We start from the raw sequence: 22,140 nt of genomic DNA, 5'->3' as shown, positions 1-22,140 counted from the left end.
GCAATTACTCTAAAATTTTCCTTATTTTCAACAACTTAATCTCTGGATTTTCCTGCATAATTCGTTATCATATACAGACTTCATTGTGTACGAACTTTCGTGCATACCTATGTACAAACCAAATAAGAAAAAACGTAAATCTACAGCATATTTCAGGAATAACAAACGTGAAATCCAGACTACAGAAACATCTACTGAAACGAGTTCAAGGCAAAACTATCCTCATTACAGGTGCATCCAGCGGCATTGGCCTGACAGCAGCACATCGTCTGGCAGATGCAGGTGCACATGTCCTGCTAGTAGCACGTACCAAAGAGACTCTGGACCAGGTAAAAGAAGAAATTGAAGCAAAAGGCGGCATGGCAACAGTTTTTCCGTGTGACCTGAATAATCTGGACGCCATTGATGAAGTATCCAAACAGATTCTGGCTTCTGTTGATCACATTGATATTCTGATTAACAATGCCGGTCGTTCGATCCGCCGTGCGGTACATGAATCGGTGGATCGCTTCCACGATTTTGAACGTACCATGCAGCTGAACTATTTCGGTGCTGTGCGTCTGGTGATGAACATCCTGCCGCATATGATGATTCGTCGTCAGGGTCACATCATCAACATCAGTTCGATTGGGGTATTGGCAAATGCGACTCGCTTCTCTGCTTATGTGGCATCGAAAGCAGCCTTGGATGCATTTAGCCGCTGTCTGTCTGCAGAAGTCAATTCACATAAGATCGCAATTACTTCCATCTATATGCCATTGGTACGTACGCCAATGATTGCACCAACCAAGATCTATAAATATGTTCCGACACTTTCTCCTGAAGAAGCGTCTGATCTGATAGCACATGCAATTGTGAAACGACCGAAAAAAGTTGCTACCGGTTTGGGCCGTCTAGCTTCAATTACTTATGCAATTGCACCAGACATTAACAATAAACTGATGTCGATCGGCTACAACCTGTTCCCAAGTTCATCTGCCTCTGTAGGTCAGCCACAGAAGTTGAACTGGGTACAGAAAGCATATGCACGCATCTTCCCGGGTGAGCACTGGTAAGTCCAGGCGAAAATGCACTTTGAACCAAGCCGCCTGCTGGCGGCTTTGTTATTTTGATCGGTCATCAATCAAGATACCCCGAGTTATCACGACAGATCCTGTCATTTCAGATACAGATTTTTGCCGCAAATGATCTCAGATCACGTACACTATCGGACGGATATTTGATCCGCATGTATTAAACATTTAGATATTGATTCAACAGATGGACACCCTTATGAATAACCTGCAATGGCTCGATGAAGTAAAATTTAACGAACAAGGACTTGTACCTGCCATTGCCCAGCATCATCAAACCGGTCGTGTATTGATGGTGGCGTGGATGAACCGTGAAGCACTGGCACTGACAGCTGAAAAAAATCAGGCCGTGTATTTCTCTCGTTCCCGCGACAAGTTATGGCATAAGGGCGAAGAATCTGGTCATTTCCAGACAGTGTATGAAATCCGTCTGGACTGTGATGCTGACGTGATTGTGCTGCAAATCGAACAGCATGGTGGAATTGCCTGTCATACTGGTCGTGAATCTTGTTTCTATCGCAAACTGACGCCGAATGGCTGGGAAATTGTCGATGCTCAAATCAAAGATCCTGCAGCGATCTATGGTGAAAAATCTGCAAACCCGCATACCATGGCGATGAATGCATCTAATGCCCAATCAGAACAGGTTGAAGTGTTGTCTTATCTGGGTCAGATGATGGCTGAACGTAAGCAGGCTGATCCCGATTCATCTTATGTCGCCAAGCTCTATCACAAAGGTCTAAACAAAATTCTGGAAAAAGTCGGTGAAGAAAGCTTTGAAACCGTGATTACTGCCAAAGACTTTAAAGCTGAAGCAACCGAAGACAATAAAAATGACCTGATCTATGAGGTGGCAGATCTGTGGTTCCATACTATCGTGATGCTGGGCTATTTCGACCTTGATCCACAACTGGTTTTAAATGAACTGGCACGTCGTCAGGGCTTATCTGGTCTGGTTGAAAAAGCCAACCGTTCACACTAAGTTTTGAATTTAACTGTGTCTGAGCCAATTAAACCGACCGCAACCTATGAGCAAGCCACTGCCATTGATAACGCACGTCTGGGCAAATCTTTTAAAGTGATTGCCTATGCCGGCACAGGTAAAACCACAACTTTACAAATGATCAGCGATGCCATGCCGCAGCGGCGTGGCATGTATCTGGCATTTAACAAATCCATTGCTGCGGAAGCACAAAATAAGTTCCATCGTGGTGTGGACTGCCGGACTTTCCACTCATTGGCCTATCGCAGTGTTCCACGTGGAGTCACGGATAAACTGCGCCTGCCCCGCCTCAGTCCAAGCTTCATTGCCAAGGAATATCGCCTTGAGCCGATGACCTTGCGCCGCATGATGGGTGGCCGTTATGAAAAATATGTCATGATGCCTTCGCGTCTGGCCAGTCTGGTCGCCAATGCGGTCGGTTATTTCTGTTCCACCAGTTCGCAATACCCTGCTCCACGGCATATTCAGGCACCAAGCTGGTTACATCCGGACGATGTCGAGGCCCTGCAAAAGAAACTCTATCCTGCGGTTGAGCGTCGCTGGCTGGAATCAATTGATCCGAATCATCAGGCCGGTATTGGACATGATATTTATCTGAAACTCTGGGCATTGTCAGAACCGAATATTCCAGCGGATTATGTACTGTTTGATGAGGCTCAGGATGCTGACCCCCTGATGCTGGGTATTTTGCTAAAACAGCGCAGCACCCAGGTGATCTATGTCGGGGATGCGCATCAGCAGATTTATGCCTGGCGTGGTGCAGTCAATGCCATGCAGCAACTGCCATTACCAGAATCCCGCCTGACCACCTCATTCCGTTTTGGTCCTGAAATTGCCCTGAATGCCAATGCAATTTTGGGAGCCTTGAATGAAACCGTGCCCTTACTCGGTAATCCGCATCTGAACTCTAAAGTAGTGAATAAACCACATACTAAAATGCGTGATGCGATTTTATGCCGTACCAATGCCCGCGCCATGGAACTGCTGCTTGCTGGACTTGTGCGTGGTGAAAAGGTCAGTCTGCAGGCCGATCATGTCAAGCTCAACCGTTTTGTCGAAGCGGCTGCCATGCTGAAACAGGGCAAACGCGTGGTGGATGTGCCTGAACTGGCTTGGTTTAACTCCTGGCATGATGTGCATGAATATTGCGAGACCAATGAAGGCAGCGACATTAAACCGTTAGTAAAGTTAGTGGATGAGCATGGGACTGATCCACTAAAAACTGCGCTGGCCAAGATCACGCCAATCGGACAGGCCGACTACATCATCTCCACTGCCCACAAAGCCAAAGGGTTGGAATGGGACCGGGTCCATATTGAAGATGACTACCAGTTTAAATTAAATGAAAAAGATCACAAGATTAGTGATGAAGAGTTAAGACTGCTTTACGTGGCCTGTACACGTGCTAAAGTAAGCTTAAATATTCACCACATTTATGACCTGATTCAGCAGCTAAAAATTAAAATGCCTCTATCATTACGGCAGGCAGCAGGCTAGTACAGCATGGATGTAGGCATCACGATACAGGTGGTCTATGCAAGTCGAATCCATACAACTCAAACATACCCTGCACTTTTCTGATATCCAGCTTGATTTTAAATATCATAAACTGCCCGTTACCTTAATTCTCGGTGATCAGGGTTCTGGTAAAACGGCGCTGCTGCGTAGCACCTATCAGGCACTGACCTGGTTCGCTGCGCGCTATCGTGACCTGCGTACTGCCGGCATGGTGATGCTGGATCAGGACATCATGCAACATCGTCTGCAATCCAAGGTCAATATTCAGGTCCGTTTTCCTGAAGAAATTGGCTCTTTTGCAGAAAGTAGCGATCAACAGCAATCTTCTACCCAGCAGTGCAGCTGGCAGCTTTATAAAACTTTAAATAGTCAGGGTGTGGGACTGAGTAAGGTAGATACATCGCAACTCGAAGCGATGGTCACGTTGTATCAGAAAGCCCTCGCCAAAGATCCAATGCTGGGCTTACCGCTGATTGCCTATTATCCGGCTGAGCGTTTTGTCAATGAAATCAATCTGCTCAGTAAAAACAATCCGGCGATTTTACAAACGGTGTATGCCTATGAAATTGCAGCTATTCCCTTCACGACTTTTACCCGTTTTTTTGAATGGTTCCGGGAAATCAGCGACATTGAAAATGCGCAAAGTGCGCAGATTCTAGAGCAGATCCTGAGCCGCGCTTCGCAGCAGGATAAAAAACACAATATGGATGAACTAGTCAAACATATTGAACATGCCCAGATCCAGGTGAATACTCCGAGTTTAAATAGCCTGCGTGAAGCTTTGTCGATCGTTCTGCCTGAAGTCAGCAATCTCTATTTGCAGTACCAACCTAAAATGCAGCTGATGGTGAGCTACAAAGGACAAACCCAGACTTTACAGCAATTACCGAATAGCATCCGTAACTGGATTGGCTTAGTCGGAGATATTGTACGTCGCCTGTGTCTGCTCAATCCGAAAAGCCTGTTTCCATGCAAGGAAGGCAGTGGCATTCTACTGATTGATGCGATTGATCATCAGCTGGATCAGGACATGGCAGCAGTCATTCTGTCTCGTCTGCATCAAGCCTTTCCTGAACTGCAAATCATTGTGACTGGTAACCGTCCTGAGTTACTGGAACAGGCAGCAGATTTTCAATGTGTGTGTCTTGAAGATAAACAACTCTATCCAGTTCAAGTTGATACAATCCCAGCGCAATTTGATCAACTCTATGCGAATTTAGGCCTGGGTCAAGAAACCCTGAATACTGAGGAAATCGTGCTGCTCGAGCCCGAGCTTGAACAAGTAACGCCACTTTCAATCTTGCAACTGATTCAGCAAACATTGAATGAAGAGCAGCAACAAGAGTTGCTACGTTTACTGAATCAAAATGACCGGAAAATTCCCCAAATTCCGTTTTAAGCGAATAAGCTGGCTCTTGAATTAACCTGATTTAATTTTTCTGAATGCCTCCTCATCAAAGCAAGCCTTCAAGACTGTCCATTTTTTTCAATAGAATCTTCAAGTTCAATCTTTATTTTCAGTTCAATCCGGTCGATGTGCTCAAGCATACGCCCCATGTTTTCATGGGGTCATCGTATAATTGTTAAGTCGTACACAAAAAGATTGATGTTGTTGTTATCCTGTAATATGATCGGAATTACTTGCATTTTTCATTGTAAAATCGGAATTTGCTATCGTTTATAAGTTGCGCAATACAACTGTTTTTATTCTTTGAATACGATTTGGCTTTCAAGATTGAGAAATTTGGGCTGCTCCTTGCATTCCTGTAATCCTTGAAAGATAAAGATTCACCCTAGGTTCATGACAACCTAATTCACGACAATGGATACGAGTGTGCTGCCGATTATTATATTGTTACCGTTAGTATTAGGCACAACCCTTGTCTCGTGGCTGAAAAGATTTTCGCGCGGGGTAACGGCCTTAGGGGCCATTGGTGTCAGCCTCAGCAGTTTTGCATTATTACTCAGCCAGGCGGCTGCGGTGCTAGATGGTGCAGTCATTAGCGAAAGCTGGTCATGGCTGCCTCAACTTGGTATTGATTTCAGTTTCCGCCTGGATTCTCTGGGGCTATTATTTGCTCTGCTGATCAGTGGCATCGGCACCCTGATTTTTATTTATGCCTACTATTATTTAAGTCCGAAGAACTCGCTCAGCAAACTTTATATCCTGCTGATGCTGTTCATGGCAGCCATGCTCGGCATTTCCTTGTCGAATAACCTGATTATTTTATTAATTTTCTGGGAACTGACCAGCATCTCCTCGTTCTTGCTGGTCGGTTACTGGAGCAATTATGAAGTAGCGCAACGTGGCTCACGCATGGCCCTGACCATTACCGGTATGGGTGGTCTGGCAATGCTGGGTGGTTTCATTCTACTGGGTGAGATCACAGGAACTTATCAGATTGATCAGATCCTTGGGATGACCGAGCTGATCCAATCGCATAGCCTGTTTGTACCTACCCTGCTGCTGATTTTGCTTGGTGCCTTTACCAAAAGTGCGCAGTTTCCTTTCCATTTCTGGCTGCCAAATGCCATGGCAGCACCGACACCGGTATCTGCTTATCTGCATTCTGCCACGATGGTAAAAGCGGGCTTATTTCTGGTCGCACGCTTGTTGCCAATTTTTGCTGGTGCGGCACTTTTCCATAATATTGTTACCTTTATCGGTCTATTTACCCTGTGCATCGCAGCCTTTTTTGCCATCTTTAAGGAAGACCTGAAAGGCTTGCTGGCCTATTCAACCATCAGTCATCTTGGCCTGATCATGTGTCTGCTGGGGATTGGTTCACCACTCGCGGTGGCTGCTGCAATTTTCCATATCATTAACCATGCAACCTTTAAAGCTGCACTGTTTATGATTGCGGGCATTATTGACCATGAATCGGGTACACGTGACTTACGCAAGCTGTCCGGCTTATGGCAATTACTGCCTTTTACTGCAACACTTACCATGATCACTGCTGCCTCAATGGCAGGTGTCCCATTAACGAATGGCTTCCTGTCCAAGGAAATGTTCTTTACTGAACTGCTGGCCAACCTAAGTGGTCCAGTGATGATTGGCTCTGCCATTGTCGCGACTTTAGCCAGTATTTTCGCGGTAGCCTATTCTATTCGTCTGGTTCACGGCGTATTCTTCGATGGTCCAATTGGACGCCATGTACCGAATAAAAATGCGCATGAACCCCCATTTGGCATGCGTGCACCAGCAACTTTACTGGCAACCTTATGTATTCTGGTCGGTATTTTGCCTGCCTTACTGGTTGAGAAAATTGTTAATAGCACTACCCGGGCTGCCACACAAAACCTGGCATTTGAAGGCACCCACCTTGCTATCTGGCATGGTTTTAATGCACCACTCTTAATGAGTGCGATCGCCCTGATTGGCGGAATCCTGTTCTATTTCTCGCTGGCCAAAGGTGGCTTGATTCGTGAAATTGATCTTGATCCGAGCTTGGGCAAATTTCAGGGCCGGATTTTATTTGATCTGTTCTTAAAATCATTATTGCTAAATTCACGTCGTTTCCGCCGTGCCACCGAAAATGGTAAACTGCAAAGCTATCTGCTGTGGATTGTGATCTTTACCATCGGTCTGGTTGCTGTACCTTTGCTGACCCATCAGATTGGTACTGGCGCACGTGAACTGACTCATGCACCGGCTTTAGCGATTATCTTATGGCTGCTATTATTCTCAGCCTGCTGGATGATGCTGTGGTTCCATCACGAGCGGATTAAAGCCGTACTGATCAGCGGTGCAGTAGGTCTGGTCGTGACCATGATCTTTATCGGTTTCTCGGCACCAGATTTGGCCCTGACCCAGATTACCGTTGATGTAGTTACCACAGTATTGCTGCTGATGAGCCTGTCTCTATTACCACAGCTTACCCCTTATGAATCCAGCCCGACCCGACGCTGGCGCGATGCCATTATTGCAATTACGGGTGGTCTGAGTATTGCCTGGGTAGCCTGGCTCGTCATGACCCGAGATCATAATTCAATTTCCTGGTTCTTTGCCCAGCAGTCAATACCGCTCGGCGGCGGGACCAATGTGGTGAACGTGATTCTGGTGGATTTCCGTGGTTTCGATACCTTTGGTGAAATCACTGTACTCGGTATTGCGGCGATTGGCGTATTGAGCCTGATGGATGGTATGCGTGCCCATGGTACTACCATGACTCAAGGTTTGACTTATCGTTTTAACCCCTCCCCGCTGATGCTGCGAATTACTGCTTCCTGGATTTTGCCAGTTGCGCTGGTGGTGAGCTTGTATATTTTCATGCGCGGTCATAATCAGCCTGGCGGTGGTTTTATCGCAGGCCTGGTGACTTCTTTAGCCTTGATTATTCAGTACATTGCCATCGGTCAGGATCATGCAGAAAAAATGCTGGGTGCCAAATCTGGTCGTCTCTATGAAATCTGGATTGGTAGCGGTTTGATGTTTGCTGGCCTAACTGGTGTTGCTGCATGGTTCTGGTCACGTCCATTCCTGACTAGTGCGCATATTTATGTCCATCCCCCAATACTGGGCGATATGCATCTGGCTTCTGCAGCGCTGTTCGACGTCGGGGTTTATGTCACCGTGGTCGGCGCGACCATGTTAATGATTTCTGTGCTTGGGGATTCACGTCACTCGTCTATGACTGGCCCGGTACCAAGAGGATAATGCAATGATCAGTCTAGAATTTTTATTGGTCTCTGCAATTGGACTCCTGACAGCAACCGGGATCTACCTAATCCTGCGTGCCCGTACCTTCCCTGTAGTATTGGGTCTGGCAATGATCGGCTATGCCGTCAACCTGTTTCTGTTTGCCATGGGACGTATTCAGCTCAATGCACCTGCAGTCCTTACAGAAACCACCAAAACTACGGATCCACTGCCACAGGCATTGGTACTGACTGCTATTGTAATCGGATTTGCCACCACGGCATTCATTGTTCAGCTGGCACTTCGCAGCCGTTATGAATCAGGGACAGACCACGTTGATTCCAAAGAAGAAATATCAAACTATGACCCACGTGAGGATGAGCCTTAATGACTGATCTTTATAACTTCTGGGTTCAACATACACCTATTTTCAGTATTCTCCTGCCAGCATTCACTGCATTCATTCTGCTGTTATTAGGCAATCCTGGTGCAGGTTCACTGGCGACAGACTGGCGTCAACCTTGGCGTCGTGGCATCAGCCATGTCTCAACGCTGCTGGGCCTGGTGGTTTCAATCAGTTACTTGATAAGCACCAGTCAGGGACAAATCAGTGTTTATACCCTAAGTGAATGGTCTGCTCCATTTGGAATTGTACTGGTTCTGGATCAGCTGTCTGCCTTGATGCTGGTACTGACCTATGCACTGGCTGTGCCGATTATCTGGTATGCCAGTCGTGACTGGGACATGCGCGGGCGTTATTTCCATGCCATGATGCATTTCCTTTTGATGGGACTCAGTGGAGCTTTCCTAACAGGTGACTTGTTCAACCTGTTTGTATTCTTTGAAATCCTGTTGATGGCATCTTATGTCCTGCTTCTGCATGGTCAAGGCAAGGCTCGTTTCCAGCTGGGTATTCACTATGTCACAATTAACCTGCTGGCTTCTGCCCTGTTTCTGATTGGCTTAGGCATGATCTACGGCAGTGTTGGCAGCCTGAATATGGCCGACGTTGCCCGACTGATGCCAACGCTGGAAAACGATCAGCATAAAATTGCAGTTGCTGGTGCGCTGCTGTTATTTGTGGTGTTTGGGATCAAGGCTGCCATGCTGCCTGTCGGATTCTGGCTCCCGAAAACGTATGCAGTGGCAACAACACCGGTAGCGGCCCTGTTTACCATCATGACCAAGGTGGGTATTTATGCCATCCTGCGGGTCAATGGTACGGTCTTTGATGATGAATACAGCCATCAGATTCTGATGAACTGTCTGATGGTCATCGGTCTAATCACCTCCTTATATGGTGCTGTGGCTGCTATTGGCACAGATCGTTTGCGTCGCTTTATTGGTTTTATGCTGCTGTCTTCAGTGGGTACTATTCTGATTGCAATTGCCTTGAATAATTCAGCAGCTTGGGCTGGTGGTTTGTACTATATGGTGCACAGTACCGTGATTGCTGCTGCTTTCTATATGCTTAGCGGCTGGATCACCTCTCAGCGTGGTGAATTCAAAGATCATTTTAAAATCGCACCACAGATGAAACAGAATACCCTGGTATCGATAGTCTACTTTATCATTGCCTTGATGATGGCGGGTCTGCCACCATTTAGTGGTTTCTTCGGCAAGGTTTTCATCTTGCAAGCGACGACAGGCTCACCTTATCAAGTGATCATCATTATTACGGTGCTACTGGTTAGCTTGCTGAGTATTCTAGCCTTTACCCGGGTTGGTTTTATCCTGTTCTGGCGCGCCAGCAAACCGGATGATAATGTCCATTCTGAAGCCTTTACCCAGTACGAAACCCTGCCAAGCCGGGCACCTTTGCGTAATGATAAGGTGATTTACCTGTTGCTCGCCGGACTGACAGCCTATGTGGTATTTGCTTCACCTGTCTATAATTATGTGTATCGCACTGCTGTACAAATTAAAGATAATCCAGTCTATGAAGCGGCATTATTGAAACGTGATGCTGAAGGCAAGGTCATTAGCGTACAGCCATTTGATCCGGAATATTTGCCTGAAACCAAATATGGTGGAGAAAATCCAGATCCAAATGCACATCTGATTCCATATGTAATTTCACCGGCAACTTTAGAAGGTGAAAATATTTCTGAATTCAAACAGCGTCAGATCAATGAACAGTATATTGAACAGAAAAATGCGCCAAGCGATAACCAGCTTAAACCGCAGGAGGGACCATAATGAAAGCATCGTTCTTACGCCGCTGGTTCCCTCATCCACTGGTTTCCGTCATTGTCGGAGTAAGCTGGTCTTTACTCAATCATAGTCTAGATGCCGGTACACTCGTCACCGCATTAGTCCTTGCAGTACTAATCCCACGAATGGTATTCCGGTTTATTGACTACACACCGAATATTCACTGGCTACCCGCCATTCGTCTGTTCTTTGTGGTGATCTGGGACGTTATTGTTGCCAATATTAAAGTCGCTATTCTGGTCTTGGGACCAACCAAGAATTTGCATCCCAAATGGTTCCGTGTTCCTTTGGATACTGAACATGAAGAAGTAAATGCCTTACTGGCAATGATCATTACCACAACGCCAGGTACGGTATCTGCCGGAATTGATCAGGATCGTGGCGACATTCTGGTGCATGCCTTAAGTACCGACGATGAAGCTGCTGAGATTGAAGTTATCAAACAGCGCTATGAACGTCCACTGATTGAGATTTTTAGCGCTCAGACTGGAGAAAATGCATGACGATTTTGCCTTATGCCTTACTGATTTGTCTGGGTGCCGTGACCATTTCCATGTTCCTGTGTCTGGCACGTCTGGTCATAGGACCCTCAATTGTGGACCGACTATTGGCTCTGGATACCCTGTTCCTGAATGCTACCTGTCTGGTCGTCATCCTCGGTATTTACTGGGCCAGTACCTTTATGTTTGAAGGTGCTTTACTCGTGGCAATGTTAGGTTTCGTCTCTACGGCTGCGCTGGCACGTTACTTTACCACTGGCCATGTGATCGATTAGGAGTTCTCAGATGCAATTATACCTAGAAATTCTGATCTCGATTTTCCTGCTGATCGGTTCATTCTTTATGCTGGTCGGCGGGATTGGTATGGTTCGATTACCCGACCTGTTTATGCGCTTGCATGCACCGACCAAGTCGAGCACCTTGGGCCTCGGTAGCTTCCTGATTGCTGCCATGATCTATTCTGCAAGCTTTGGTCGTTTTGGTTTTGCTGAAGTACTGATTACTCTGTTTGCCTTTATTACAGCACCCGTTTCGGCCAACCTGATGGCTCAGGCAGCACTGCACTTACGTTTGCGCTCGATGAGTGGTGAAGTACCGGAAGCACTGGAACGTCCCCTACCCTGGCAGAAAACCCGTCGTCGTGCTTTTTTTGAAAAGAAAAACTGCGATGATGATTTAAAATAGTAAGCGCTTTCATTTCCCTCTATTTTCCTTCTGGAAAAAAAATAAAAAGAGGGTATAAATAAGCGAAACTCCTTTTTCTTTATTCCTCTGCCCAATAAAAAAGCCACCCGAAGGTGGCTTTTTTATTGCACTTGATCAGTGCTTATTCTTCATCTTTTTTGTCTTCAGCTGGAGGTAAATCCTTCACAGCTTCAGCAATCAGACCAAACATATAGTTACCATATGCATTGGTTTTGTCGTAATGGAAACGCAGACGTGGCGTAATACGTGTCTTGATACGACGGCTTAGTTCGTGGCGCAAGAAACCAGACGCTTTGTTTAATACATCCAGCGTTTCTTTATTTGCCGCTTCACTTTGCTCATCACCCAGTTCACGACCCATTACAGTCACATAAACTTCAGCATAGCCTAAATCAGGGCTGACTTTCACCGCCGAGATGGTCACCAGACCACCCAGACGTGGATCTTTAAGCTCCTGACGAATCAGTTCAGAGAGTTCTCTCTGAACTGTATCAGCCATACGCTTAAGACGCTGACTACCCGCCATTAAAGACTCCGTTTAATCAGTTGAACATCATACACTTCGATCTTGTCGAGAGGTTTAATGTCTTTATAGCCTTTCACTGCAAGACCACATTCCATACCGGCACGAACTTCTTCAACCACTTCTTTATAGCGACGTAGAGATTCAAGTTCACCCTGGAACACAACTACGTCATCACGTAATACGCGAATCGGTTTGTTACGGTGTAAAGTACCCTCAAGTACCATACAGCCCGCAGCTGCACCAAATTTACTAGAGTGGAATACTTCACGTACTTGCGCAACACCAAGAATTGTTTCACGGTGTTCAGGTGCAAGCTTACCGCTCATGGCTGCTTTCACATCGTCGATCAACTGGTAGATTACTGAGTAGTAACGGATATCGATACTGTCAGCATCTGCTTTTTGACGCGCAGTGTTGTCGGCACGAACGTTAAAGCCTAGAAGTACAGCTTCAGAAGATTCAGCAAGTGTTACGTCAGACTCGGTGATTGCACCGACGCCTGAACCAATAATACGTACTTTAACTTCGTCGGTTGCCAGGTCAGCAAGCGCAACGTGTAATGCTTCCAATGTACCACGTACATCAGTTTTCAGAACCACATTCACAATCGGCACATCTTTCTTGCCCATTGATGCCATGATGTTCTCAAGACGCATTGCAGATTGACGCTCAAGACGTTTTTGACGTTCACGATCCATACGCGCATCAGCAACTTCACGTGCTTTTTTCTCGTCATTTACCACAAGAACTTCGTCACCTGCCATTGGCGCTTCTGGAAGACCCAAGATTTCCACTGGAATCGAAGGACCTGCAGATTGAATACGTTTACCGTTTTCATCTGTCATGGCACGAACTCGGCCGTATGATGAACCTGCAAGAACAAGATCACCCACTTTCAAGGTACCGTTTTGTACAAGGATCGACGTTACTGCACCACGAGAGTTATCAACACGTGCTTCAATAACTACACCTTGTGCAGCACCTTCTTCAGAAGCTTTAAGCTCTAGAAGTTCAGCCTGAATTAAAATCAGATCAAGAAGCTCGTCGATACCGGCACCCGTGTGCGCGGAAACCATGGCCACAGGAACGTCACCGCCCCACTGTTCAGGCACGATTTCTTTGGTCGTCAATTCATTCAATACGCGATCTGGATCAGCAGATTCTTTATCCATTTTGTTGATCGCAACGATGATTGGCGTACCCGCAGCACGCGCATGGTCAATTGCTTCAGCAGTTTGTGGCATTACACCATCATCTGCCGCCACAACTAACACCACGATATCAGTCGCTTTCGCACCGCGTGAACGCATTGCTGTAAATGCTGCGTGTCCCGGAGTATCCAAGAAAGTGATGATGCCTTTATCAGTTGTTACGTGGTAAGCACCGATATGCTGTGTGATACCACCCGCTTCACCCGCAGCCACTTTGGCACGACGAATACGGTCAAGCAGCGATGTTTTACCATGGTCAACGTGACCCATGATGGTAACAACAGGTGCACGTGTAGATTGCACACCACGCGCCTCTTCAGCTTGTTCCATCAGCGTATCTTCTGCTGCAGTTTCAGAAACCAGTACCGGATGATGGCCCATTTCTTCAACGATCAGCGCAGCAACTTCCTGGTCAATCGCCTGGTTCTGAGTAACTAGTTCGCCCATTTTCATCAGTGATTTGATAACTTCACGAACTTTAACTGCCATTTTCGCAGCCAGATCAGCAACGACAATCGTTTCACCGATTTCAACGTCATAAACTTGTTTCTTAACAGGTTTTTCGAAGCCATGTTTGTTCGATTGACTTGTTTTCAGACCACGTTTATGTGAGTTATCACGGAAAGATTGCTCTTCACCACGACGACCACCTTTCTTAGATGAGCGAGTATTATTCGTGTTCGTACCACGTTTAATTTCACGGTCTTCTTTTGCGAAAGAGTCTTCGTATGCTTGGCCAACCAGACCAGCAGCAAGAGGAGAATCATCAACAACACGAATCGTTGCTGTGGTATCTTCCGCCGTGTACTTAGAGGCCATTTGACGCATTTGTTCAAGCGTACGTTGTTGCGCTTCTTCAGCAGCCTTACGACGTGCAGCTTCTTCAACAGCTTTGAGTTGTGCTGCTTGCGCTTCACGTGCTTTTTTCTGTTCAGCAGTTTCAGTCGGTTTAACAACCTGCTTCACAATTGGTTTGTTTGTAGATTTGCGTTTTACAACTACAGCCGCTTTAGAAACTTCTTGCTTGTCGCTGGTTTGTTTCGCAGCAGCACGCATTGCTTCTAATGCTTTGCTGGCATTGTTTGCACCTGATTTTGGTGCATCAGCTGGCTTCGGCGCTGCTGGTTTTTGCTCAGCTTCAGCTTTTGCTTGCTGTTCAGCTTGCGCTTTTGCCAGTGCTTCTGCCTTGATTTGTTCTGGATCAGGCTTAGTAAATGTATGTTTCTTGCGAACTTCTACATTAATGGTTTTTGCCTTACCCGAAGTACTGGCTACTTTAGCCGTACTGGTCGTTTTACGTTTCAACGTGATTTGTCCTGCATGACCATCCGAACCTTGTGATTTTTTCACATGGCTCATCAGGTGATCTTGTTGTTCGGCGGTAATAATTTCGTCAGATTTGCTCTGTGGTAAACCTGCCTCACGAACCTGTTCCAGGAGCTTCTCAACTGGGCGACCCAATTTGAGGGCTAACTCTTTAATCGACTTGTCCGTCATATACTACCTCCTAGTTAAACCATGATTCGCGCGCTTTCATAATGAGCTGACCCGCTTTTTCAGCGCCTAAACCTTCAATATCTGCGATATCGTCAGTTGCCTGATCTGCAAGGTCATCCACTGTTACCACACCACGAGCTGCTAGAGCTTGCGCGATCTCTGCTGTCATGCCATCCATTGCAACAAGTTCTTCACTTGGCGCTTGTACGTTTTCTTGCTGTTGTAATGCATCAGCAAGTGCAACTTCTTTTGCACGGCTTTGCAGTAGTTCAACCAGTTCCGCATCCAGTTCGATTTCATCAAACGTTTCTGCAGGTACGTATGCAATTTCTTCAAGCGAGGTGAAGCCCATTTCTACCAACGCCATAGCCAAATCTTCAGCAATATCCAGACGTGTTACAAACATGTCCAGGTATTTTTGTGCTTCGCTTTGTTGACGTGCGTAGTATTCTTCTTCCAGCATCATATCTAGCTTGTAGCCAGTCAGTTCCGATGCCAGACGAACGTTCTGACCCTGTGAACCAATCGCACGAGCCAACTGATCACTCGTTGCGAAAATGATGTCTGCAGTACGTGCATCTTCATCGATAACAATACTGGATACATCTGCTGGTTCAAGTGCGCTTGCGATGTACTGAGCAGGATCATCTGACCATACTACGACATCAATACGCTCACCATTGAGTTCCTGTTGTACTGCCTGGATACGTGTACCACGCATACCAATACAAGCACCAACCGGATCAATACGGTGGTCATTTGTTTTCACTGCAATTTTGGCACGTACACCTGGCTGGCGTGCGGCTGCCTTGATTTCAATGATTTCTTCCGAGATTTCTGGAATCTCTTTTTTCATCAATGCGATCAGCATTTCAGGTTTAGCACGAGAAAGCTGTAGCTGAGCACCACGACCTTCACGATTGACATTGAAAAGAATCGCATTCACGCGTTGTTTCGGGCGAAGGATTTCCTTCGGAATCATTTCTTCACGTGCAAGATATGCTTCAGCATTGTCCCCTAAGTCAATAATGAAACCGTCTTTGGTTTGTTTTTTCACTTCACCGTAGATCAGCTCACCGACTTTAGATTCATAAGCATCAGCAACCAGTGCACGTTCTGCTTCACGAATCTTTTGTACAATCACCTGTTTAGCAATCTGTGCAGCAATACGACCGAAATCGATTGACTCAACTTCCAGCTCACGAATGTCACCGATTGACCATTTTGCCGGATCAACATCAGAGATGGCATCCTGACAAGCTGGCATTTCATGATCTTCGTCTGCAACCACTTCCCATTGACGGAAAGTACGGTAGTCACCAGTTTTACGATCGATTTCTACACGTAAACGTGCTTCTTCCGAGTTGGTTCCTTCGTAGAACTTTTTTTTGGTCGCTGCAACTAAAGCTTGTTCTAGTGCTTCAAAAATTGCTTCACGAGGTACACCTTTTTCGTTACTAACCGTTTCAACGACGGTAAGAATTTCACGTGCCATATGTCACCTATTCGTTCAGATTCTTATTGATTTAGTTAATCTTGATAGACCAAATTTGCTTTATCGATATTGTGACTGTCGATGTCCAGAACCTGCTGCTTTTCTACTTCTACCTGAATCATTTCATTTTCAAGGTCGACTGCAACCAGTTTTGCCTGGAATTTACGACGGTTGTCCACCGCACTGATCAGACGTAAGGCAACGGTCTGACCGATATAATCTGCCATTTGCTGAAGCTGGAAGAATGGACGGTCCCAGCCTGGAGACGACACTTCAAGTGCATATTCACCTGAAATCGGATCATGTACGTCTAGCATCGCGCCCACCTGTTGGGTGACGCGTACGCAGTCCTGCACACCAATTCCGCGGCCCTGCTCCACTTCACCGTCTTCATTGATGACCGGTTCAGCAGTTGGATCGACTGGCTTGTCGATATAAATACGTAATAGAGAACGTTTACCCTGAGGAACAAATTCGATTCCCCAAAGATCTACATCACAGGCTTCAACTGCAGGTGCAATCAAGTCCTGAAGTGCTTGAGTTTTATTTGATAGCTTCATTTACTCTCGTCATCTGGTGCGATTTTATGATCTATTTGACCACTACAAACCAATACAAACTATAGTAGTAGTGAAACATGGAGATATGACCAAATTTTGTCGACACTACACGATAGCCAATAAAAAAGGGCGTAAATCGCCCCAATTAATGCACAATTTCGGATTTTTTCAAATCCCACTGTGCAAAAAGGCCCACCATAGTTGTGAGCCTCTTTTAAGAAGATTGGTAGCGGGAGCTGGATTTGAACCAACGACCTTCGGGTTATGAGCCCGACGAGCTACCAGACTGCTCCATCCCGCATCAGCGTACAAAAAAACTTTCAGTTCATAGAACTGCCTTTAAAGTTTGCATCTTTAAAGGATTGGTAGCGGGAGCTGGATTTGAACCAACGACCTTCGGGTTATGAGCCCGACGAGCTACCAGACTGCTCCATCCCGCAACAACATGCAAATAACTCTTCTCAACTTAAAACTGGTTTCAAGTTGCCTCTTTATAAAAGGAAAGATTGGTAGCGGGAGCTGGATTTGAACCAACGACCTTCGGGTTATGAGCCCGACGAGCTACCAGACTGCTCCATCCCGCATCAGCGTACAAAAAAACTTTCAGTTCATAGAACTGCCTTTAAAGTTTGCATCTTTAAAGGATTGGTAGCGGGAGCTGGATTTGAACCAACGACCTTCGGGTTATGAGCCCGACGAGCTACCAGACTGCTCCATCCCGCAACAACATGCAAATAACTCTTCTCAACTTAAAACTGGTTTCAAGTTGCCTCTTTATAAAAGGATTGATTGGTAGCGGGAGCTGGATTTGAACCAACGACCTTCGGGTTATGAGCCCGACGAGCTACCAGACTGCTCCATCCCGCATCAACGTGCAAAAATTATATACAAAAGACGATAAGTTTTCAATCAAAACTATCTCTATCGATATGTTGGTCTTTTGTCGCTGAAAAATTGGTAGCGCTCACTGGACTTTAATCCAACGATCTTCGAGATTTTATAAAGAGTTGAGCCCGACGAGCTTGCAACTGATTAAAATAACGAAACCACACTTTCCAAAAATTGGTAGCGGGAGCTGGATTTGAACCAACGACCTTCGGGTTATGAGCCCGACGAGCTACCAGACTGCTCCATCCCGCATCAGCGTACAAAAAAACTTTCAGTTCATAGAACTGCCTTTAAAGTTTGCATCTTTAAAGGATTGGTAGCGGGAGCTGGATTTGAACCAACGACCTTCGGGTTATGAGCCCGACGAGCTACCAGACTGCTCCATCCCGCAACAACATGCAAATAACTCTTCTCAACTTAAAACTGGTTTCAAGTTGCCTCTTTATAAAAGGATTGATTGGTAGCGGGAGCTGGATTTGAACCAACGACCTTCGGGTTATGAGCCCGACGAGCTACCAGACTGCTCCATCCCGCATCAGCGTACAAAAAAACTTTCAGTTCATAGAACTGCCTTTAAAGTTTGCATCTTTAAAGGATTGGTAGCGGGAGCTGGATTTGAACCAACGACCTTCGGGTTATGAGCCCGACGAGCTACCAGACTGCTCCATCCCGCAACAACATGCAAATAACTCTTCTCAACTTAAAACTGGTTTCAAGTTGCCTCTTTATAAAAGGATGGATTGGTAGCGGGAGCTGGATTTGAACCAACGACCTTCGGGTTATGAGCCCGACGAGCTACCAGACTGCTCCATCCCGCAACAACATGCAAATAACTCTTCTCAACTTAAAACTGGTTTCAAGTTGCCTCTTTATAAAAGGATTGATTGGTAGCGGGAGCTGGATTTGAACCAACGACCTTCGGGTTATGAGCCCGACGAGCTACCAGACTGCTCCATCCCGCAACAACAGAAGTTTTTTAGCTGCATACACCAACTTATGTTCTGGATTATAAGTTGGTGCGGAAGGGGGGACTTGAACCCCCACGCCCGAAAGCACTACCACCTCAAGGTAGCGTGTCTACCAATTCCACCACCACCGCAGCTGCAGGCATTCTATTCGCATCATGCACAAAAAGAAAGCCTTTGGCGAAATTATTCACCAGTTTTTGGTGCAGTTGGTGAAGTTTCAGTCGATTGAGCAGGTGCAGTCTGAGTCGTTGGAACGCTATTCAGAGTATAAGCATCTGTGGTCTGCTTTTTGGCAAATACCGCTAAAGTCAAGCTGGTAATAAAGAACAATGCCGTAAATACTGCAGTCAAACGGGTCAGGAAATTACCTGAACCTGAAGCACCAAAAACAGTCGCAGCACCGCCACCACCGAAAGATGCACCAGCATCTGCACCTTTACCATGCTGAACTAAAATCAAGACAATCATCAAAATCGCTAAGATAATATGTACTACCAGCACAAAAGTTTGCATGCTGAACTCCTAATTATTGTGTATTTGCAAATGCCTGGGCAATTTTATGAAATGACTCGGCATTGAGTGATGCACCACCCACCAGTGCCCCATTGATATCAGGACAGGCTGCCAACTCTACTGCATTTTCAGGTTTAACACTACCACCATACAGAATTGCAGTGGTTTCACCATAACCAGTAATCTGTTTTAGACCTTGACGGATCTGAGCATGTATCGCTTGTGCATCTTCCGGAGAAGCAGTTTTGCCAGTACCAATCGCCCAGATCGGTTCATAGGCAATTACAATATTCTTCCATTGCTCTGCTTCAACTACAGCCGCGATATCACAGATCTGCTGCAATACCACAGCTTCCGCCTGACCGGCTTCACGCTGTTCCAGACTTTCACCTACACAATAAATCACAGTCAAACCTGCATTTAAAGCATTTTTGATTTTAGTATTGAGAATCTCTCGTGACTCACCAAAGATTTCACGACGTTCAGAATGTCCTACCAGAACATAACCAATACCACTGTCTGCCAGCAATTCTGCACTCACTTCACCCGTATAGGCACCCATGCCTGCAATACGAGATACATCCTGAGCAACGGTATAAACCGGACGAACGGCAGAAGCCAATTCAGCTTGAACCTGAGTCAGTGCAATTGCTACAGGTGCTACGCCTAAATGACACTTTTCTGCTGAAATCGGTGTAGATTCAAGTAAACCTTTCACCCCACGAAGCAATGTCTGTGCATCTGTCTGCAGCGGGTTCATTTTCCAGTTACCCACTACCCATGGGGTAATCGTCGACAACGACATAAACAACCTATTCTGAATACCTATCTTTAATTGGGCACATTCTACACGGAATTAGAAAATTTGAAGAAGAGTTTTCTTGCGGCATTTTCAATGTCAGGTCTGTTCAAACTGCTCATTTTTTGTTATCACTTGAGATTATGGGGATCACTTCTTACGATTCATTCAGTATTTTGAATATTAATGGGAAGAAGGCAGCATTTTACGCTATGGTAATTTTACGCAAGCAACGTATAATTTTGATAAAGCAATTAAAACAATTTTGATTCACGGGCATATTAGAGCATGACAGCAATTCAGGGATCTCCAAGATTTACGGGGTTTATTCGTCGACTTGTCGATGAAGGGGTTATATCTGCAGAAGATATGCAGGGTGCTTTGAGCAGTGCCAAAAAAGATAAAATTGATATTGTTCCTTATCTGATTGAACATCACCGCCTCTCGCCAACCAAAATCGCAGAAACGATTTCTCTTGAATTCGGTGAACCGCTATTTGACATCAGTGCTTATGATCCTGCCCTGATCGTACGCGAAGATTTTGATGAAAAGATTATTACCAAACACCGCGTGCTACCAATCTTTAAAAATAGCAATATTCTGTTTATCGCGACCAGCAACCCGACCAATATCGAAGCAATTGATGCTGTCCGTTTTGCGACCAAACTCAATATTGAAACCATCATTGTTGAACATAATAAACTCGAAAAACTGATCGAGCAGAATTTTACTGAAGAAAGCACCTTTGACTTTGATGATGATTTTGATCTAGATGTTGATATCGATAACTCTGACCCGAATAAAGATGATGAGGATGATAATAAAGGTGATGAAGCACCCATTGTTAAATATATTAATAAGTTACTGATTGATGCAATCCGTATGGGTGCATCTGATTTACACTTTGAACCTTATGAAAAAATGTACCGTGTGCGTTACCGTGTCGACGGGGTCTTGCGTCAAATCGCCACGCCACCTTTACAGCTTGCAACACGTCTGGCTTCACGTCTTAAAGTTATGTCACAAATGGATATTTCCGAGAAGCGTGTGCCTCAAGATGGCCGGATCAAGTTAAAACTTTCTAAAAATAAGGCCATTGACTTCCGTGTCAACTCACTCCCAACCCTGTTTGGGGAAAAACTGGTACTGCGTATTCTGGATCCATCGAGTGCCATGCTGGGTATTGATGCTTTGGGGTATGAGCCTGATCAAAAAGCCTTATTTATGGAGGCACTAGATAAGCCTCAAGGTATGCTGTTAATTACCGGTCCGACAGGCTCTGGTAAAACTGTATCTCTTTATACCGGTTTAAATATCCTGAATCGTGAAGACACCAATATTTCAACTGCTGAAGATCCCGTTGAAATTAACTTGCAAGGGATCAACCAGGTTAACGTCAATAATAAAGTCGGCCTAACCTTCTCTGCTGCCTTGAAATCATTTCTGCGCCAGGATCCTGATATTGTCATGGTCGGTGAGATCCGTGACCTGGAAACTGCAGAGATTGCAATCAAGGCAGCACAAACAGGTCATATGGTGATGTCAACACTACATACCAACAGCGCACCAGAAACCCTGACCCGTTTACGTAATATGGGTGTGCCATCATTTAATATTGCCACCTCGGTGAATTTGGTGATTGCTCAGCGTTTGGCGCGTCGCCTTTGTCCACATTGCAAAAAACCGGCAGATATTCCACGTCAGAGCCTGCTTGAAATGGGCTTTAGCGATGATGATTTACAGAATCCGGAATTTAGTATTTTTGAACCTGTCGGATGTAACGAATGTCGTGAAGGGTATAAAGGTCGAGTCGGTATTTATGAAGTCATGAAAGTGACACCAGAGATTTCACGTATTATTATGGAAGATGGCAATGCAATTGAGATTGCCGAAGCTTCCGCACGCGCAGGTTTTAACAATTTACGCCGATCAGGGTTATTAAAGGTAATGCAGGGGGTGACTTCTCTTCAGGAAGTCAATCGTGTTACCAGCGAATGATCAGGTGCTGCTATAAAATAAGGATAAACT

At 45.6% G+C, this 22,140-nt stretch carries 17 protein-coding genes and 12 tRNA genes; 11 read left to right on the top strand and 18 right to left on the bottom strand.

Annotated elements, in window-relative coordinates; all coding sequences use genetic code 11:
- Nucleotides 1-167: 167 nt before the first annotated feature.
- The 10 genes from BK820_RS00515 to BK820_RS00470 all read left to right on the top strand — a co-directional run bounded on the left by BK820_RS00515 (nt 168) and on the right by BK820_RS00470 (nt 11,634).
- Nucleotides 168-1,055, top strand: a complete 888-nt coding sequence (locus BK820_RS00515) for an SDR family NAD(P)-dependent oxidoreductase (RefSeq protein WP_004810045.1) — start codon at nt 168-170, stop codon at nt 1,053-1,055.
- Nucleotides 1,056-1,272: 217 nt separating this feature from the next.
- Nucleotides 1,273-2,055 (top strand): bifunctional phosphoribosyl-AMP cyclohydrolase/phosphoribosyl-ATP diphosphatase HisIE, encoded by a 783-nt coding sequence (hisIE, locus tag BK820_RS00510; protein WP_071319787.1) that lies wholly within the window; start codon nt 1,273-1,275, stop codon nt 2,053-2,055.
- 15 nt (nt 2,056-2,070) lie between these two features.
- On the top strand, nt 2,071-3,573 hold the full coding sequence (locus tag BK820_RS00505; RefSeq protein WP_071319786.1) for a UvrD-helicase domain-containing protein: 1,503 nt from the start codon (nt 2,071-2,073) through the stop codon (nt 3,571-3,573).
- A 37-nt stretch (nt 3,574-3,610) separates the two neighbouring features.
- Entirely contained in the window at nt 3,611-4,993 is a 1,383-nt protein-coding gene (locus BK820_RS00500) for an AAA family ATPase (RefSeq protein ID WP_071319785.1), read from the top strand.
- Nucleotides 4,994-5,416: 423 nt separating this feature from the next.
- Complete coding sequence (locus BK820_RS00495) at nt 5,417-8,254, top strand: monovalent cation/H+ antiporter subunit A (protein WP_071319784.1); 2,838 nt, start codon at nt 5,417-5,419, stop codon at nt 8,252-8,254.
- A 4-nt stretch (nt 8,255-8,258) separates the two neighbouring features.
- Entirely contained in the window at nt 8,259-8,624 is a 366-nt protein-coding gene (locus tag BK820_RS00490; protein ID WP_071319783.1) for a Na+/H+ antiporter subunit C, read from the top strand.
- Complete coding sequence (locus BK820_RS00485) at nt 8,624-10,435, top strand: monovalent cation/H+ antiporter subunit D (RefSeq protein ID WP_071319782.1); 1,812 nt, start codon at nt 8,624-8,626, stop codon at nt 10,433-10,435. Before BK820_RS00490 ends, BK820_RS00485 begins: the two co-directional genes overlap by 1 nt.
- Nucleotides 10,435-10,953 carry a Na+/H+ antiporter subunit E gene (locus tag BK820_RS00480; protein ID WP_004896311.1) on the top strand — a complete coding sequence of 173 codons (519 nt, stop codon included), beginning with the start codon at nt 10,435-10,437 and terminating at the stop codon, nt 10,951-10,953. The genes BK820_RS00485 and BK820_RS00480 overlap by 1 nt, the downstream gene beginning before the upstream one ends.
- Nucleotides 10,950-11,225: a monovalent cation/H+ antiporter subunit F gene (locus BK820_RS00475; protein WP_004810060.1), complete on the top strand. Its 276-nt coding sequence runs from the start codon at nt 10,950-10,952 to the stop codon at nt 11,223-11,225. Before BK820_RS00480 ends, BK820_RS00475 begins: the two co-directional genes overlap by 4 nt.
- A gap of 10 nt (nt 11,226-11,235) precedes the next feature.
- Complete coding sequence (locus BK820_RS00470) at nt 11,236-11,634, top strand: Na+/H+ antiporter subunit G (RefSeq protein WP_004810062.1); 399 nt, start codon at nt 11,236-11,238, stop codon at nt 11,632-11,634.
- Between the two features lie 142 nt (nt 11,635-11,776).
- Here BK820_RS00470 and BK820_RS00465 read toward each other — a convergent pair whose 3' ends face one another.
- The 18 genes from BK820_RS00465 to tpiA form a co-directional block, all read right to left on the bottom strand.
- Entirely contained in the window at nt 11,777-12,181 is a 405-nt protein-coding gene (locus tag BK820_RS00465) for a ribosome-binding factor A (protein WP_004810065.1), read from the bottom strand.
- Nucleotides 12,181-14,889 carry a translation initiation factor IF-2 gene (infB, locus tag BK820_RS00460; RefSeq protein ID WP_048881747.1) on the bottom strand — a complete coding sequence of 903 codons (2,709 nt, stop codon included), beginning with the start codon at nt 14,887-14,889 and terminating at the stop codon, nt 12,181-12,183. The genes BK820_RS00465 and infB overlap by 1 nt, the downstream gene beginning before the upstream one ends.
- Nucleotides 14,890-14,899: 10 nt before the next feature.
- Nucleotides 14,900-16,384 (bottom strand): transcription termination factor NusA, encoded by a 1,485-nt coding sequence (gene nusA, locus BK820_RS00455; protein ID WP_004810069.1) that lies wholly within the window; start codon nt 16,382-16,384, stop codon nt 14,900-14,902.
- A 35-nt stretch (nt 16,385-16,419) separates the two neighbouring features.
- Nucleotides 16,420-16,944 (bottom strand): ribosome maturation factor RimP, encoded by a 525-nt coding sequence (gene rimP / locus BK820_RS00450; RefSeq protein WP_004810072.1) that lies wholly within the window; start codon nt 16,942-16,944, stop codon nt 16,420-16,422.
- Nucleotides 16,945-17,168: 224 nt separating this feature from the next.
- Nucleotides 17,169-17,245 (bottom strand) — tRNA-Met (locus tag BK820_RS00445).
- Between the two features lie 62 nt (nt 17,246-17,307).
- Nucleotides 17,308-17,384 (bottom strand) — tRNA-Met (locus BK820_RS00440).
- A gap of 67 nt (nt 17,385-17,451) precedes the next feature.
- A tRNA-Met gene (locus tag BK820_RS00435) sits at nt 17,452-17,528 on the bottom strand.
- Between the two features lie 62 nt (nt 17,529-17,590).
- Nucleotides 17,591-17,667, bottom strand: a tRNA-Met gene (locus tag BK820_RS00430).
- Between the two features lie 67 nt (nt 17,668-17,734).
- Nucleotides 17,735-17,811: transfer RNA gene (locus tag BK820_RS00425), tRNA-Met, on the bottom strand.
- 196 nt (nt 17,812-18,007) lie between these two features.
- Nucleotides 18,008-18,084 (bottom strand) — tRNA-Met (locus BK820_RS00420).
- Nucleotides 18,085-18,146: 62 nt separating this feature from the next.
- A tRNA-Met gene (locus tag BK820_RS00415) sits at nt 18,147-18,223 on the bottom strand.
- A gap of 67 nt (nt 18,224-18,290) precedes the next feature.
- Nucleotides 18,291-18,367: transfer RNA gene (locus tag BK820_RS00410), tRNA-Met, on the bottom strand.
- Nucleotides 18,368-18,429: 62 nt separating this feature from the next.
- Nucleotides 18,430-18,506, bottom strand: a tRNA-Met gene (locus BK820_RS00405).
- A 67-nt stretch (nt 18,507-18,573) separates the two neighbouring features.
- A tRNA-Met gene (locus BK820_RS00400) sits at nt 18,574-18,650 on the bottom strand.
- A gap of 67 nt (nt 18,651-18,717) precedes the next feature.
- Nucleotides 18,718-18,794: transfer RNA gene (locus tag BK820_RS00395), tRNA-Met, on the bottom strand.
- Between the two features lie 52 nt (nt 18,795-18,846).
- Nucleotides 18,847-18,931: transfer RNA gene (locus BK820_RS00390), tRNA-Leu, on the bottom strand.
- A gap of 52 nt (nt 18,932-18,983) precedes the next feature.
- Nucleotides 18,984-19,313, bottom strand: a complete 330-nt coding sequence (gene secG / locus BK820_RS00385) for a preprotein translocase subunit SecG (RefSeq protein WP_004810073.1) — start codon at nt 19,311-19,313, stop codon at nt 18,984-18,986.
- A gap of 13 nt (nt 19,314-19,326) precedes the next feature.
- A complete protein-coding gene (gene tpiA, locus BK820_RS00380) occupies nt 19,327-20,118 on the bottom strand; it encodes a triose-phosphate isomerase (RefSeq protein WP_071319781.1) in 792 nt (263 codons plus the stop codon).
- Between the two features lie 282 nt (nt 20,119-20,400).
- Between tpiA and pilB the strand changes: the two genes are divergently transcribed.
- Entirely contained in the window at nt 20,401-22,110 is a 1,710-nt protein-coding gene (gene pilB, locus BK820_RS00375; RefSeq protein WP_071319780.1) for a type IV-A pilus assembly ATPase PilB, read from the top strand.
- Nucleotides 22,111-22,140 lie beyond the last annotated feature (30 nt).

It is taken from the genome of Acinetobacter sp. LCT-H3 (assembly GCF_001866125.1).
GTDB lineage: Bacteria > Pseudomonadota > Gammaproteobacteria > Pseudomonadales > Moraxellaceae > Acinetobacter > Acinetobacter schindleri.
The sequence above is the reverse complement of the archived record's forward strand: the minus strand, read 5'-3'. Positions and strand labels throughout refer to the sequence as shown.

Excerpts from the sequence above, each read along its gene's own strand:
- hisIE (WP_071319787.1), top strand. The coding sequence starts at position 1,273 with ATGAATAACCTGCAATGGCTCGATGAAGTAAAATTTAACGAACAAGGA.
- BK820_RS00500 (WP_071319785.1), top strand. The coding sequence starts at position 3,611 with ATGCAAGTCGAATCCATACAACTCAAACATACCCTGCACTTTTCTGAT.
- BK820_RS00495 (WP_071319784.1), top strand. The coding sequence starts at position 5,417 with ATGGATACGAGTGTGCTGCCGATTATTATATTGTTACCGTTAGTATTA.
- BK820_RS00490 (WP_071319783.1), top strand. The coding sequence starts at position 8,259 with ATGATCAGTCTAGAATTTTTATTGGTCTCTGCAATTGGACTCCTGACA.
- BK820_RS00485 (WP_071319782.1), top strand. The coding sequence starts at position 8,624 with ATGACTGATCTTTATAACTTCTGGGTTCAACATACACCTATTTTCAGT.
- BK820_RS00480 (WP_004896311.1), top strand. The coding sequence starts at position 10,435 with ATGAAAGCATCGTTCTTACGCCGCTGGTTCCCTCATCCACTGGTTTCC.
- BK820_RS00475 (WP_004810060.1), top strand. The coding sequence starts at position 10,950 with ATGACGATTTTGCCTTATGCCTTACTGATTTGTCTGGGTGCCGTGACC.
- BK820_RS00470 (WP_004810062.1), top strand. The coding sequence starts at position 11,236 with ATGCAATTATACCTAGAAATTCTGATCTCGATTTTCCTGCTGATCGGT.
- BK820_RS00465 (WP_004810065.1), bottom strand. The coding sequence starts at position 12,181 with ATGGCGGGTAGTCAGCGTCTTAAGCGTATGGCTGATACAGTTCAGAGA.
- infB (WP_048881747.1), bottom strand. The coding sequence starts at position 14,889 with ATGACGGACAAGTCGATTAAAGAGTTAGCCCTCAAATTGGGTCGCCCA.
- nusA (WP_004810069.1), bottom strand. The coding sequence starts at position 16,384 with ATGGCACGTGAAATTCTTACCGTCGTTGAAACGGTTAGTAACGAAAAA.
- rimP (WP_004810072.1), bottom strand. The coding sequence starts at position 16,944 with ATGAAGCTATCAAATAAAACTCAAGCACTTCAGGACTTGATTGCACCT.
- secG (WP_004810073.1), bottom strand. The coding sequence starts at position 19,313 with ATGCAAACTTTTGTGCTGGTAGTACATATTATCTTAGCGATTTTGATG.
- tpiA (WP_071319781.1), bottom strand. The coding sequence starts at position 20,118 with ATGTCGTTGTCGACGATTACCCCATGGGTAGTGGGTAACTGGAAAATG.
- pilB (WP_071319780.1), top strand. The coding sequence starts at position 20,401 with ATGACAGCAATTCAGGGATCTCCAAGATTTACGGGGTTTATTCGTCGA.